Origin of the sequence: Streptomyces sp. 378 (genome assembly GCF_030124145.1) — a bacterium.
Lineage (GTDB): Bacteria > Actinomycetota > Actinomycetes > Streptomycetales > Streptomycetaceae > Streptomyces.
In genome coordinates this window covers 110,502-123,904 of sequence record NZ_JASKMS010000006.1, presented here as the reverse complement: position 1 = coordinate 123,904, position 13,403 = coordinate 110,502, and the positions used below count along the sequence as shown (strand labels likewise).

Annotated in this window: 14 protein-coding genes; 5 read left to right on the top strand and 9 right to left on the bottom strand. The window is 72.7% G+C overall.

Features of this window, described 5'->3' with window-relative positions:
• Position 1 precedes the first annotated feature (1 nt).
• Complete coding sequence (locus tag QNO09_RS10990; RefSeq protein ID WP_283969932.1) at positions 2-235, top strand: ferredoxin; 234 nt, start codon at positions 2-4, stop codon at positions 233-235.
• 291 nt (positions 236-526) lie between these two features.
• Here the strand turns inward: QNO09_RS10990 and QNO09_RS10985 are convergent, their stop codons facing one another.
• Positions 527-1,186 (bottom strand): TetR family transcriptional regulator, encoded by a 660-nt coding sequence (locus tag QNO09_RS10985; protein WP_283969931.1) that lies wholly within the window; start codon positions 1,184-1,186, stop codon positions 527-529.
• A gap of 212 nt (positions 1,187-1,398) precedes the next feature.
• Here QNO09_RS10985 and QNO09_RS10980 point away from each other — a divergent pair, with 212 nt between their 5' ends.
• The 3 genes from QNO09_RS10980 to QNO09_RS10970 are packed head-to-tail and all read left to right on the top strand — an operon-like array spanning position 1,399 to position 4,966.
• Positions 1,399-3,156: a glycosyltransferase family 4 protein gene (locus QNO09_RS10980; RefSeq protein WP_283969930.1), complete on the top strand. Its 1,758-nt coding sequence runs from the start codon at positions 1,399-1,401 to the stop codon at positions 3,154-3,156.
• Complete coding sequence (locus QNO09_RS10975; RefSeq protein WP_283969929.1) at positions 3,150-3,899, top strand: class I SAM-dependent methyltransferase; 750 nt, start codon at positions 3,150-3,152, stop codon at positions 3,897-3,899. The genes QNO09_RS10980 and QNO09_RS10975 overlap by 7 nt, the downstream gene beginning before the upstream one ends.
• Complete coding sequence (locus QNO09_RS10970; RefSeq protein WP_283969928.1) at positions 3,896-4,966, top strand: prenyltransferase/squalene oxidase repeat-containing protein; 1,071 nt, start codon at positions 3,896-3,898, stop codon at positions 4,964-4,966. Before QNO09_RS10975 ends, QNO09_RS10970 begins: the two co-directional genes overlap by 4 nt.
• A gap of 79 nt (positions 4,967-5,045) precedes the next feature.
• Here the strand turns inward: QNO09_RS10970 and QNO09_RS10965 are convergent, their stop codons facing one another.
• From QNO09_RS10965 to QNO09_RS10935, 7 genes are all read right to left on the bottom strand, one after another.
• Positions 5,046-5,339: a hypothetical protein gene (locus QNO09_RS10965; RefSeq protein WP_283969927.1), complete on the bottom strand. Its 294-nt coding sequence runs from the start codon at positions 5,337-5,339 to the stop codon at positions 5,046-5,048.
• Positions 5,340-5,385: 46 nt separating this feature from the next.
• A complete protein-coding gene (locus tag QNO09_RS10960; RefSeq protein ID WP_283969926.1) occupies positions 5,386-6,396 on the bottom strand; it encodes an LLM class F420-dependent oxidoreductase in 1,011 nt (336 codons plus the stop codon).
• A gap of 96 nt (positions 6,397-6,492) precedes the next feature.
• Positions 6,493-7,350, bottom strand: a complete 858-nt coding sequence (locus tag QNO09_RS10955; protein WP_283969925.1) for a DUF5336 domain-containing protein — start codon at positions 7,348-7,350, stop codon at positions 6,493-6,495.
• Between the two features lie 158 nt (positions 7,351-7,508).
• A complete protein-coding gene (locus tag QNO09_RS10950; RefSeq protein ID WP_283969924.1) occupies positions 7,509-8,459 on the bottom strand; it encodes an N-acetylmuramoyl-L-alanine amidase in 951 nt (316 codons plus the stop codon).
• Positions 8,460-8,521: 62 nt separating this feature from the next.
• The gene (locus QNO09_RS10945) at positions 8,522-8,809 is read right to left on the bottom strand and encodes a hypothetical protein (protein ID WP_283969923.1); all 288 of its coding nucleotides are present in this window, start codon (positions 8,807-8,809) and stop codon (positions 8,522-8,524) included.
• Between the two features lie 107 nt (positions 8,810-8,916).
• The gene (locus QNO09_RS10940) at positions 8,917-9,567 is read right to left on the bottom strand and encodes a class I SAM-dependent methyltransferase (RefSeq protein WP_283969922.1); all 651 of its coding nucleotides are present in this window, start codon (positions 9,565-9,567) and stop codon (positions 8,917-8,919) included.
• Positions 9,568-9,669: 102 nt separating this feature from the next.
• On the bottom strand, positions 9,670-11,409 hold the full coding sequence (locus tag QNO09_RS10935; protein ID WP_283969921.1) for an MFS transporter: 1,740 nt from the start codon (positions 11,407-11,409) through the stop codon (positions 9,670-9,672).
• Positions 11,410-11,603: 194 nt separating this feature from the next.
• Here QNO09_RS10935 and QNO09_RS10930 point away from each other — a divergent pair, with 194 nt between their 5' ends.
• Positions 11,604-13,064 (top strand): MFS transporter, encoded by a 1,461-nt coding sequence (locus QNO09_RS10930; RefSeq protein ID WP_283969920.1) that lies wholly within the window; start codon positions 11,604-11,606, stop codon positions 13,062-13,064.
• A gap of 31 nt (positions 13,065-13,095) precedes the next feature.
• On the opposite strand, the gene QNO09_RS10925 is transcribed toward QNO09_RS10930, so the two are convergent.
• The gene (locus QNO09_RS10925; protein ID WP_283969919.1) at positions 13,096-13,341 is read right to left on the bottom strand and encodes a hypothetical protein; all 246 of its coding nucleotides are present in this window, start codon (positions 13,339-13,341) and stop codon (positions 13,096-13,098) included.
• Between the last annotated feature and the right edge of the window lie 62 nt (positions 13,342-13,403).

Below are 13,403 nucleotides of genomic sequence, written 5' to 3'. Positions count from 1 at the left end.
GATGGGCGACCGCTGGCACATCGAGGTCGACCGCTCCCTGTGCATCGGCTCCGCGCAGTGCCTCCACCACGCACCGGACGGCTTCCGCCTGGACGCCGCCCGCCAGTCCCGTCCCCTCGCCCCGGACACGGACGCGAACGAGCGGGTGCTGGAAGCCGCGGAGAGCTGTCCCACGGAGGCGATCACGATCACACTGCGGGACGGCGGGGAGGCGGTGTTCCCGCCGGAGGAATAGCGCCCGAAAAATCACGATGGGAGGGGTTTCATTCCCTTATGCGGTCTTCTATTCTGGAAATCGGCCTACGAGGCGAGTGAGGGAGTCCGACCGGAGTGGCCGACGTCGGCAGGAAGCCTCGGCTTCCGCGGGTGCCGACTGCGACGGTAGGGCTGAGAGGCCGAAGGGAGCCGGGCCGAAAGGCCGGCGCCCCGAGGCGACCCCCATCACCTGATCCGGACCATGCCGGCGAAGGGAACCCGTCTCGTAGGTCCTCGTCGTGTCCGGGGGCTTACCGGGGCTTACCGGGGCTTACGGGGCGCTCGGTGCCGTCAGGTCGATCAGGCGGCACACCGTCTCGATGTCGATCTTCACCTGGGCGATCGAGGCGCGTCCCGACAGCCAGGTGATCAGCGCGGAGTGCCAGGTGTGCTCGATGACCCGGACCGCCGAGAGCTGCTCCGGAGTCGGGTTCTCCTGGCCCATCGCGTCCAGGATGATCGCCGTCGTCTGCCGGGAGACCTGGTCGACCTCCGGGCTCACACTGCGGTCCGCGAAGGTCAGGGCCCGGACCATGGCATCGGCCAGATGCGGCTCGCGCTGCAGCGCCCGGAAAGCCCGCATCAGTGTCTCCGCGACCCGCTCGGCCGCCGTCTCGCCCTGCGGGGGCTTCTTCCGCAGGGTGCCGTGCATGTGCTCCAACTGGTCCTGCATCGTGGCGACCAGGAGGTGGATCTTGGACGGGAAATAGCGGTACAGCGTGCCGAGGGCCACCTGCGAGGACTCGGCGACCTCCCGCATCTGCACGGCGTCGAAGCCGCCCCTGCTGGCCAGTTGCGCGCTCGTGTGCAGGATGCGGCGCCGACGGGCCTCCTGCCGCTCCGTGAGGGGGGCGGAGGCGGGCGCCGCCGCTCTGGCTTCCACCTTGGCCGGCTTGTTCACCTTGGCGCTCACCTTGGCTTCTGCGGGCATGGTTCGAATCCCGTTCCGTGACCGTCCGTGAGGACGAGTGATCACACAGCATGGCACGGCACCGGCCGTGGCGTGAATCACCTGATCCACTGGTCACAGCGCCCTTACCTGCCGGTAGATTCGGAGCCTCCGAACGATCAAGTCTGGAACTTGTTCTAGATTAGCGTCCCGGCGTAATCTCGCGGGACAGTGCAGGGAGAAGGGGGCTCGGAGTGACCGCTGAGGCCAGGGAGGCCGGGGCCCCGGAGGACCCCGCTGCCGACGGCTTGCGACCGCTCGACATCGCGCTCCTCACCTATAAAGGGAACCCGTTCTGCGGCGGCCAGGGCGTCTACGTCCGGCACCTCTCGCGCGAACTGGCCCGCCTCGGGCACCGGGTCGAGGTCATCGGCGCCCAGCCGTACCCCGTGCTCGACGAGGGCTACGACGGGCTGAGCCTCACCGAGCTGCCCAGCCTCGACCTGTACCGTCAGCCGGATCCTTTCCGCACACCGGGGCGCGGCGAGTACCGCGACTGGATCGACGCGCTCGAAGTCGCGACGATGTGGACGGGCGGCTTCCCCGAACCCCTGACGTTCTCGCTGCGCGCCCGCCGCCATCTGCGCGCCCGCCGCGGCGAGTTCGACGTCGTGCACGACAACCAGACCCTCGGCTACGGCCTGCTGGGCGATGTCGGCGCACCTCTGGTGACGACCATCCACCACCCCATCACCGTCGACCGGCAGTTGGAGCTGGACGCGGCGGACGGCTGGAAGCGGCGCGCCTCGGTGCGGCGCTGGTACGCCTTCACCCGCATGCAGAAGCGCGTCGCGCGCCGCCTGCCGTCCGTGCTCACCGTCTCCGGCACCTCGCAGCAGGAGATCGTCGACCACCTCGGTGTCCGGCGGGACCGCGTCCACGTGGTCCACATCGGCGCCGACACCGACCTGTTCTCGCCGGATCCGTCGGTGCCGGTCGTGCCGGGCCGGATCGTGACGACGTCCAGCGCGGACGTGCCGCTCAAGGGCCTGGTGCATCTCGTCGAGGCGCTGGCCAAGGTACGGACCGAGCACCCCGGCGCCCATCTCGTCGTCGTCGGCAAGCGGCCCGCCGAAGGGCCGGTCGCCCAGGCGATGGAGCGCTACGGCCTCGCCGGGGCCGTGGAGTTCGTCAAGGGCATCTCCGACGCGGAACTCGTCGACCTCGTGCGCTCGGCGCAGGTCGCGTGCGTGCCGTCGCTCTACGAGGGCTTCTCGCTGCCGGCCGCGGAGGCCATGGCCACCGGGACGCCGCTGCTCGCCACGACCGGTGGTGCCCTCCCCGAGGTCGCCGGCCGCGACGGGGAGACGTGCCTGGCGGTGCCGCCCGGCGACGCGGGCGCGCTGGCCGCGGGCCTCGGCCGGCTGCTGGGCGACGCGGACCTGCGCGCACGGCTCGGCGCGGCCGGGCGCGAGCGGGTGCTGCGGCACTTCACCTGGGCCAGGGCCGCCGAGGGCACGGTGGCCCGCTACCGCGAGGCCATCGCCCGGGCCGGGAGCGACGGTGATCGCGCGACCTCCGCGGCCTCCGGCCGCCCAGCGACGGGAGACGCCCGTTCCGCGACGGAAGACACCCGCTCCGCGCGCCGGGTCCTCGGCCGTTCCGTGTCGGGAGACACCCGTTCCGTGTCGGGAGACACCCGCTCCGCGCACCGGGTCCCCGGCCGTTCCGCGCCGGGAGAGACCCGTTCCGCGACCGGAGACGCCCGCTCCACGCCGGGAGCGGTCCGTTCCGCGTCCGGGGCGTCCGATCGCCGCACGGCCCCGACCGGGGCCGAGCCGGGCGGTACCGGCTCCGCCACCGCCGCGGCGGTCGGCGGCCCGGCGGAGGCCGACACCCCGGCCGCAACCGTCGCCTCGGCGAGTGTCGCACCGGTGGCCGCGGCCGGTGCCGGATCCGCGGCTCCCACAGATGTAGAAGGCGTCAACTCCGAAAGCAGGGCCACGTGCTGACCGTCGACTTCTCCCGGTTCCCGCTCGCCCCGGGTGACCGTGTCCTGGATCTCGGCTGTGGGGCCGGGCGGCACGCGTTCGAGTGTTACCGGCGGGGCGCACAGGTCGTGGCGCTGGACCAGAACGCCGAGGAGATCCGCGAGGTCGCCCGGTGGTTCGCGGCGATGAAGGAGGCCGGCGAGGCCCCCGAGGGCGCCACCGCCACGGCCATGGAGGGCGACGCCCTCGCGCTGCCCTTCCCCGACGAGTCCTTCGACGTCGTGATCATCTCCGAGGTGATGGAGCACATCCCGGACGACAAGGGCGTCCTCGCGGAGATGGTCCGGGTGCTCAAGCCCGGCGGGCGCATCGCCGTCACCGTCCCGCGCTACGGCCCCGAGAAGGTCTGCTGGAGCCTCTCCGACGCCTACCACGAGGTCGAGGGCGGCCACATCCGCATCTACAAGGCGGACGAACTGCTGGAGAAGATCCGCGAGGCCGGCCTCAAGCCCTACGGCACGCACCACGCGCACGCCCTGCACTCGCCCTACTGGTGGCTCAAGTGCGCGTTCGGCGTCGACAACGACAAGGCGCTGCCGGTGCGCGCGTACCACAAACTGCTCGTCTGGGACATCATGAAGAAGCCGCTCGCCACCCGGGTCGCCGAGCAGGCGCTGAACCCGCTGATCGGCAAGAGCTTCGTGGCGTACGCGACCAAGCCGCACCTGCCGAGCCTGGCCGGCACCGGGGCGGACGCCACGTGACCACTCCCCGGACGGAACATCTGGTCCTGCCCGGGGTCCTCACCGCAGGGCAGGCCGCCGCGACCGTCGCCGGCATCCTCGCCGTGCAACGCGAGGACGGGGCGATCCCCTGGTTCAGGGGGCACCACCTCGACCCGTGGGACCACGTCGAGGCGGCCATGGCCCTCGACACGGCCGACGAGCACGAGGCCGCCGAGCGCGCCTACCTGTGGCTGGCCCGGCACCAGAACGAGGACGGCTCCTGGTACGCGGCCTACACCGACGGCGAGTTCGACGCGGTCACCGACCGGGGCCGGGAGACCAACTTCGTCGCCTACATAGCCGTGGGCGTCTGGCACCACTACCTGTCCACCGGCGACGACGCGTTCCTGGACCGGATGTGGCCGACGGTGTACGCGGCGATGGAGTTCGTGCTGCGTCTCCAGCAGCCGGGCGGGCAGATCGGCTGGCGGCGCGACGACGACGGGACGCAGACCACGGACGCCCTGCTGACGGGCAGCTCCTCCATCCACCACGCGCTGCGCTGCGCGCTGGCCATCGCCGAGCAGCGGGAAGAGCCGCAACCCGACTGGGAGTTGGCGGCCGGTGCGCTGCGGCACGCCATAGGCCACCACCCCGAGCGGTTCCTCGACAAGAACCGCTACTCGATGGACTGGTACTACCCGGTGCTCGGCGGTGCGCTGACCGGTGCGGCGGCCAAGGCCCGCATCGAGGAGCACTGGGACCGGTTCGTCGTCCCCGGGCTGGGGGTGCGGTGCGTGGACCCCAACCCGTGGGTCACGGGCGGTGAGTCCGCCGAACTGGCCCTGGCGCTGTGGGCGATGGGGGAATCGGACCGTGCGCTGGAGATCCTCCAGTCGATCCGGCACCTGCGCGATCCGGAGAGCGGGCTGTACTGGACGGGATACGTCTTCGACGACGACGCCGTCTGGCCGCGGGAGCTGACCACATGGACGGCGGGGTCGCTGTTGCTGGCCGTGGCCGCGCTGGGCGGGCACGAGGCCACCTGCCAGGTCTTCGGGGGCGAGGAGTTGCCCAGCGGGCTGGACACGGACTGCTGCGCCTGAGAGCCCGGGTGGCCGGTGCCCAGTGGCGGGCGCGGGCCGGATGCGACTCGTCGCGCAGTCACCCGCGCCCCTGGGGGCCTCAGTGCCGGTGCACTCGATTGGCGATGGCGTGGCCGATGAACAGGTACACCACCGCTGCCAGGCCGTAGCCGCAGACCACTCGGGCCCACGCCTCGTCGAACGTGAACAGGTCGTGCGACCAGCCGGCGAGCCAGCGGGCCGCGTCGTGGATGAACTGGACGAACGAGTTGCCGGGGTTGGCTTCCAGCAGGTACATCAGAATCCACAGGCCCAGGATGAGGGCCATGATGTCGGCCACGACCGCGACGATCGTGCCGGCCTGATTCGCACCGTTGCGATATCGAGGGGACATACTTTCCGGATTGCCCTCGAACCCCGGATGAAACCCGTGGATTCGCTCAGGAGTTCAACTCCGCCAGGACCCGCAGGGTGGGAAGGTCGGGGCTGAGCAGCAGCAGGTCCGTCACCGGGCCCTCGCGCCACAACTCCAGACGCCGAGCGATCCGTTCGCGCGGACCGACCAGGGAGATCTCGTCGGCGAAGGCGTCGGGGACCGCCAGCACGGCCTCCTCCCGGCGGCCGGAGAGGAACAGTTCCTGGATGCGGCGGGCCTCGGCCTCGTAGCCCATGCGGGCCATCAGGTCGGCGTGGAAGTTGCGGGCCGCGTGGCCCATCCCGCCGATGTAGAAGCCGAGCATCGCCTTGACGGGCAGCAGGCCTTCGGCGACGTCGTCGCAGACCCGGGCCCGGGCCATCGGCGCGACCACGAAGCCCTCGGGCAGCTCGGTCAGGGCCGGGCCGTAGACCTCCGGGCGGGTCGGGGACCAGTACAGCGGCAGCCAGCCGTCGGCGATCCGGGTCGTCTGGGCGACGTTCTTCGGCCCCTCCGCGCCGAGCAGGACGGGCAGCCCGGCGCGCAGCGGGTGGGTGATCGACTTGAGGGGTTTGCCGAGGCCCGTGGCGTCCGGGCCCCGGTAGGGGTGGGAGTGGAAGCGGCCGGCCAGTTCGACGGGGGCCTCGCGGCGCAGCACCTGCCGCACGACGTCGACGTACTCACGGGTGGCGGTGAGCGGGGAGGCGGGGAACGGGCGGCCGTACCAGCCCTCGACGACCTGTGGGCCCGAAAGCCCGAGGCCCAGCATCACGCGGCCGCCGGAGAGGTGGTCCAGGGTGAGGGCGTGCATCGCCGTCGTCACCGGTGACCGGGCCGCCATCTGCGCGACCGCGGTGCCCAGGCGGATCCGGGAGGTGTGGGCCGCGATCCAGGTGAGCGGGGCGAAGGCGTCCGACCCCCAGGACTCCGCCGTCCAGACGGAGCCGTAGCCGAGCCGCTCCGCCTCCTGGGCCAGACGCACATGGTCGGGGGACGGGCCGCGGCCCCAGTAGCCGAGCGCGAGACCGAGCCGCATGCCTGCCTCCTGACGGAATGTCAGCTGACCGGACGCCGACTGTACGACAACGGCCCCCCGCCCGGAAGGGCGAGGGGCCGTGCGAGGCCGGGAGACTCAGCCGCGCTGGATGCCCGACGTGTCCTGGAGGACACCGCGGCGGCCGTCCTGCGTCTGGGCGATCAGGGCCGCTCCGCGCTGCTCGACCGCCAGGTACCAGGTACCCGGGGCGAGTTCGGCGATCGGCGTCGGCGAACCGTCCTCCGGGAACAGCGGTCGCGGCACCGGCACCGCGAACCAGAACGGGGAGAAGTCCCCGGCCGGCGGCTGCGGGGCCTGGGCCTGCTGCGGCTGGGGCTGTCCGCCGAACGGCTGCCCGGGCTGCTGCGCCTGCCCCGGCTGTGGCTGCCCCGGCTGCGGGTGGCCGTAGCCGCCGGGCTGCTGCGCGCCCGGGTAGCCGTAACCACCGGGAGGCTGGGCGCCGTAGGGCTGCGGGGAGGCCGGACGCGGGGCCGGGAGCAGGGCCCCCTTGAGGGCGGGGACGAGAGGGGTGGCGAGGGCGGCGGCGGCCATCAGCAGCGTGGCGACGAGGGCGAGGATCATGCCGATGCCGGGGCTCGGTGCGCCGTCGCTCGCGTTGTCACCGATGTTGTCGAAGCCACCGGGCACATCGAAGATGTTGCCCAGCGCGCTCCACGCGGCGAACACCGTGAAGGCGGCGCCGAACTGGCCGAGTTCGATGCCCGCGACCTTCGGGGCCTGCGGCAGGCCGCGGGAGACGACGACGAGCGCCGCGCCGATGATCCCGGCCAGCACGACGCTGAACAGGACCGGGCCGCTGCCCCACAGGCTGGGGAGGTCGACGCTGTCCGGGACATTGTCGAACGAGTAGAGGTCGAGGAACGACGCGATCAACAGCAATACCGCTGCTCCGATCACCACGCCGTCGCCCCGAGTGAGGGAGCGGATATTCACTTCAGGTCCTTCGTAGGTCGTCTCATCGTCGGTAGAGGCGTCGCTGACACCATGCCGCCGTCCGGACTCGGTGTGAAGCGCGGGGGTGGCCCCTCATCGTAAGGAGGACCCTATCGTCCGCCCGATCAGGGTGTCCGCCGGGATCTGCCGGCCTCGGACTACCCGCGCAGGAAACTCACGATTCCCTCGGAGATTCCTTGCGCCGCCTTCTGTCGCCACGCGCCGCTGGTGAGCAACGCCGCGTCCTTGCTATCGCGCATGTTGCCGCACTCGATGAACACCTTGGGAACCGTTGACAGATTGAGACCGCCCAGGTCCTTACGCGTGACGAGACCGCCGCCGTCGCCGAGGTAGTTGGAGGGCGCGCTGCCGGTGACGGCCACGAAGCGGCCCGCGACAGCCTGGCCGAGATCGCGGGAGGGACCGACGATCGCCCCGGTGTCCGCGGCGCCCGCCTCGACCGCGCCGGGCAGGATCACGTGGAAGCCGCGGTTGCCCGCACCCGAGCCGTCCGCGTGGATCGAGACCACGGCATCGGCCTTCGCCCGGTTGCCGATCCGGGCCCGCTCGTCCACGCACGGCCCGTACGGCCGGTCGCCGTCCTGGGTCAGTTTCACCGTGGCGCCCTGCTTCTCCAGCAGGGTGCGCATCCGGTGCGCCACGTCCAGCGTGAACGCGGCCTCGGTGTAACCGTCGTTGGTGGACGTGCCCGTGGTGTCGCACTCCTTCCAGTTCGTTCCGATGTCCACCTTGCGGTTGATGTCGGACGCGTGCTGGAAGTTGTCCGGGTTGTGCCCCGGGTCGATGACCACGACCTTGCCCTTGAGCGGGCCGGAGGCGGCGGGCGCGGCGGCCGAGGACGGGGCCGTGGGCTCGGGGGAGGGGCCCGGCTCCTTGGCGTCGTCGGAGGGCGCGCTCGACGCGGTGGGCGGCGAGGACCGAACGGCCGCCCGACCCGAACCGCCGTCGTCCCCCGAGCCTCCCACCGTCTCGTACACCAGCCAGCCGAGCAGCGCCCCCGGCGCCAGCGCGGCGAGCGCCACGGTCAGGGGGCCGCGGCGGTTGCGGCGGGGCTGGGGGGGTTCGAAGTCCGGGCCTACGTACGACACGCCTGTCACCCTAGCGGCCGTCAGCGGGGCCGGGGGCCGAGGACGGTCCGACGCAGCGGTGGCTACGCCCCGTTCCCGTCGGCGTCCCCGTGCCGTACCGCCTCCTTCACCCGGGACTCGACCTCGGGACGCGGTGTGCCCTCCTGCCTCGCGTACCCGGTCACCGCCGCCTGGACGTCCCGGGCCAGGTCGCGCCAGGCGCGCCAGGCCGTCTCCCACGTGGTGGTCTGCTGGTCGCTCCACTGGGTCTGGGTGGGCGGCCCGTACGCGTCCTGGAGGTGACGCACGCGCGCGTACGCCTCGTCCGCCGCGCGCTGCTTCTCCACGAGCTCTGCGAAGGTGTGTGCCACGCGCCCGGATCCTTGGGCAGTGGCCGTCGCCCGCCGACTCGCCACGCCGCCCGTGGGCCGACCGGGAGGGGGCGGACGGGGCGCGGTTCACCCGCCCAGCCGCCCCCTCAGACGCCCGGGCCCGTGCGGCGCAGGACCCGCAGCGAGTCCGTCGCCGAGACCTCCGTGAAGGCGCCGGACGCGAGCGCCCGCAGGTAGACGCGGTACGGGGCCTGGCCGGTGAACTCGTCCTCCGGCTCGGGGAAGACGTCATGGATGACGAGCAGACCGCCCTGCGCCACGTGCGGCGCCCAGCCCTCGTAGTCGGCCGTGGCGTGCTCGTCGGTGTGGCCGCCGTCGATGAAGACGAACCCGAGCGGCGTCCCCCAGAACGACGCGATCCGCGGGGAACGCCCGACCAGCGCCACCACGTGCTCCTCCAGGCCCGCCCGGTGGAGCGTGCGGCGGAACGTGGGCAGCGTGTCCATCAGGCCGACCTCGGGATCGACCGTCTCCGGGTCGTGGTACTCCCAGCCCGGCTGCTGCTCCTCGCTGCCCCGGTGGTGGTCGACGGTGAGCGCACTGACCCCGGCCGCGCGGGCCGCGTCGGCGAGCAGGATCGTGGACCGGCCGCAGTAGGTGCCGACCTCCAGCAGCGGCAGCCCGAGCCGCCCGGCCTCCACGGCCGCCGCGTACAGCGCCAGGCCCTCGCCGGTGGGCATGAACCCCTTCGCCGCCTCGAACGCGGCCAGGATCTCGGGCTTCGGGGCCGCGGGCATGGGGTTCCTCTCGGTCGTACGACGGTTCAGGGCGCCCATCGTGCCGCACCCCCGGCCGCCGGGCGGCAGGGGGGCCGGTGAGGAGCGGGGGTGCGGCACGAGTCAGGCGGAGACCGTCTCGCCGGGGAGCGGCAGGTCCAGGTCGACCGGGCGCTCGTCGCCCGCGTGGGTCGCGGAGGAGGCGAGCGGGCCGTGCCCCGTGGCCCGGGCGGCCACGACGTAGGAGCCCTGGGCGGGGACGGTGAGCGTGTAGCTGCCGTCCTCGGCGGAGAGCGTGGCCCCGGCCTGACGGCCGCGGCGGTCGATCAGCGTGACCTTGGCGCGGGCGACCGGCGAGCCGTCGGCGCCCAGGACCCGGCCGCGGAAGCCGCGCAGGGCCCGCTCGGCGCGCTCCAGCGCGGCGTCCTCCTCGCCGGCGGCGCGCGACTGCGGCTTGCCCGGCGGCCGTCGGCCCGGCAGGAACAGCGCCAGCAGCAGGCCCACGGCCACCGCGCCCGTCGCGATCAGGAAGGAGACCCGGAAGCCGTGCATGGTCGGGATCTCGACACCGCCGACGTTGTTCGCGGTGTTCGCCAGCACCATGCCGATCACGGCGCTCGACACCGACGTGCCGATGGAGCGCATCAGGGTGTTGAGGCCGTTGGCCGCACCCGTCTCCGACGCCGGGACCGCGCCCACGATCAGCGCGGGCAGCGAGGAGTAGGCCAGGCCGATGCCCGCGCCCAGGAGGACGGAGATGACCAGGCTCTGCCAGGCGGCGCTCATCAGGCCGAGGCCGGCGCCGTAACCGATCGCGATGATCAGCAGGCCGAGGATCAGGGTGACCTTGGGGCCGTACTTCGCGGACAGGCGGGCGTAGACGGGAGCCGTGAACATCATCGTCAGGCCGAGCGGCGCGACCAGCAGACCCGCGACGACCATCGACTGGCCGAGGCCGTAGCCGGTGGACGTCGGCAGCTGGAGCAGCTGGGGCAGAACCAGGGAGACGACGTAGAAGGAGACGCCGACCATGATCGAGGCGAGGTTGGTGAAGAGGACGGCCGGGCGGGCCGTGGTGCGCAGGTCCACCAGCGGGGCCTTCACGCGCAGCTCCATCACGCCCCACAGCACGAGCACCACCGCCGACGCGATGAACAGGCCGAGCGTGGTGCCGGAGGTCCAGCCCCAGTCGCTGCCCTTGGTGATCGGCAGCAGGAACAGCACGAGCCCGGCGGACAGGCCGAGCGCGCCCGGCAGGTCGAAGGTGCCCCCGGCGCGCATCGGGGACTCCGGTACGACGAGGAGGGTCAGGGCGATGGCCAGCACGCCGAGGCCGGCGGCGCCGTAGTACAGGGCGTGCCAGTCGCTGTGCTGGGCGACCAGGGCGGCGGCGGGCAGGGCGAGGCCGCCGCCGACACCTATGGAGGAGCTCATCAGGGCCATCGCCGAGCCGAGCTTCTCGCGGGGCAGCATGTCGCGCATCAGGCCGATGCCGAGCGGGATCGCCCCCATCGCGAAGCCCTGGAGGGTGCGGCCGATGATCATGAGCAGCAGATCGCTGGTGAGCGCGCTGACCAGGGCGCCGACGACCATCACCGCCAGGCTCAGGATCAGCATGCGGCGCTTGCCGTGGAGGTCGCCGAGGCGGCCCATGATCGGGGTGGCGACCGCGCCCGAGAGGAGGGTCGAGGTGAGGACCCAGGTGGCGTTGCCGGGGGTGGTGTCCAGCAGGCGCGGCAGATCCTTGATCACCGGCACGAGCAGGGTCTGCATCACCGCGACAACGATGCCCGCGAAGGCGAGCACCGGGACCACGGCCCCGCTCGCTCTGCCTGCGGTGCGGTCTGTCGTCGTCTGCGTCATGGAAGAGGGCCTCCGGGCCGGGGTGCGACGGGTACGTGGACTCTGAACCTCGTACGTCCAGGCAACTATTCCGTTGCTTTGGCACCCTAACGAAATCTTGACCTTCTCTTGGGATTCAGCGAGGTCCTAGGGCCCGGGACGGAGGTCACGACCCGGCGAAATCCCGATGCAAGGGGCGCGAGGCGGTTGAGAGCATGACACCCATGCTCGAATCCGCCGACGCCGACGCCGCCCGCACCCGCATATCCCGACGGTCCCGGCTGCGTCCGCGCGGGGCCCCGCCGATGTGGCTCGTCGTGGCGCTCACCTGCGCCGGGCAGTTCCTCGTCGTGCTCGACGTGTCCGTCGTCAACGTGGCGCTGCCCTCGATGCGGACCGGGCTCGGGCTCAGCGAGCAGGGCCTGCAGTGGGTCGTCAACGCCTACGCGATCGCCTTCGCCGGGTTCATGCTGCTCGGCGGGCGCGCCGGGGACCTCTACGGCCGCAAGCGGATGTTCCTCGTCGGGCTCGGCCTGTTCACGCTGGCCTCGGCGGCGGGCGGGCTGGCGCAGGCCGACTGGCAACTGCTCGTGGCGCGGGCCGTGCAGGGGCTGGGCGCGGCGGTGCTGGCGCCCTCGACGCTGACGATCCTCACGGCGTCGGTGCCCGAGGGCGCCGCCCGGACCCGGGCCATCGGGACGTGGACGGCGGTCGGGGCCGGCGGTGGCGCGGCCGGCGGCCTGGTCGGCGGACTCCTGGTGGAGACGCTCTCCTGGCGCTGGGTGCTGCTGATCAACGTCCCCGTCGGGGCCGTGGTGCTGTGCGCCGCCGCCTGGTTCCTCACCGAGGGCCGGGCCGGGGACGGCCGACGCCTCGACCTGCCCGGCGCGCTCCTCGTCACGGCCGGCCTCGGCACGCTGGCCTACGGCATCTCCCAGACGGAGGCGGCGGGCTGGACGGCACCGGCCACCCTGCTGCCCCTGCTCGCCGGTCTGGCCCTGCTCGGGGCGTTCCTCGCGGTCGAGGCCCGCACGGCCAGTCCGCTGATGCCGCTCGGCCTCCTGCGCGTCCGCTCGGTTTCCTCCGCGAACGTCTCGATGTTCCTGTGCGGCTCCGCGATGTTCTGCATGTGGTTCTTCATGACCCTCTACGCGCAGAACGTCCTCGGCTACACCCCGCTCGAAGCCGGCCTCGCCCTGGTCCCGAGCTCCCTCGCCGTCATCCTCGGCTCCAAGCTCGCACCCCGCCTGATGCGCCCGATCGGCCCGCGCAACGTCGCCGTACTGGGCACCCTGGTCGCCGTGGCCGGCTTCGCCTGGCAGTCCACGATGACGCCCGACGGCTCCTACGCCACGGCGATCCTCGTCCCCGGCGTCCTCATGATGCTCGGCGCGGGACTGGCGGCGACCCCCCTCGCCTCCCTGGCCACCTCCGGCGCCGCCCCCGAGGAGGCGGGCCTGGTCTCCGGGCTCGTCAACACGTCCCGCACGATGGGCGGCTCCCTGGGCCTGGCCGTCCTGTCCACCCTGGCGGCGGCCGAGTCGGCGGGCCACACGACCCCGCAGGCCCTGACAGCGGGCTACGCACTCGCGTTCCGGGTGGGGACCGGGGTGCTGGCGGCCGGGGCCGTGCTGATGTGGGTGTGGCTCCCGCGGCGGGCGGCCCGGGTGCCGTGAGCCGGGCAGTCAGCTAGTGCCTGCCGCGGCGCTAGAAGTCCGTCGCGTCGTACGCCAGGTGGAAGACCCGCCGGGGTCCCGGCGCCCAGGAGTTGACGGCCAGGTCGTACGCGTCCGTGATGACCGGCCGGGGTCCCGGCGCCCAGGAGTCGACGGCCAGGTCGTACGTGTCCGTGATGACCGGCCGGTAGCGGGGGAGGACCCGGGAAGCCGCCCCGGAAGACGACCGCGTCTCGGGGGCCGGGGCAGGGCGCTCGTACGGACTCCGGCCGGACACATGTCATCCCGCCGACTGATCTGACACAGCGTCAGGAGGCTTCACAAGTGCCGGGGCCTCGG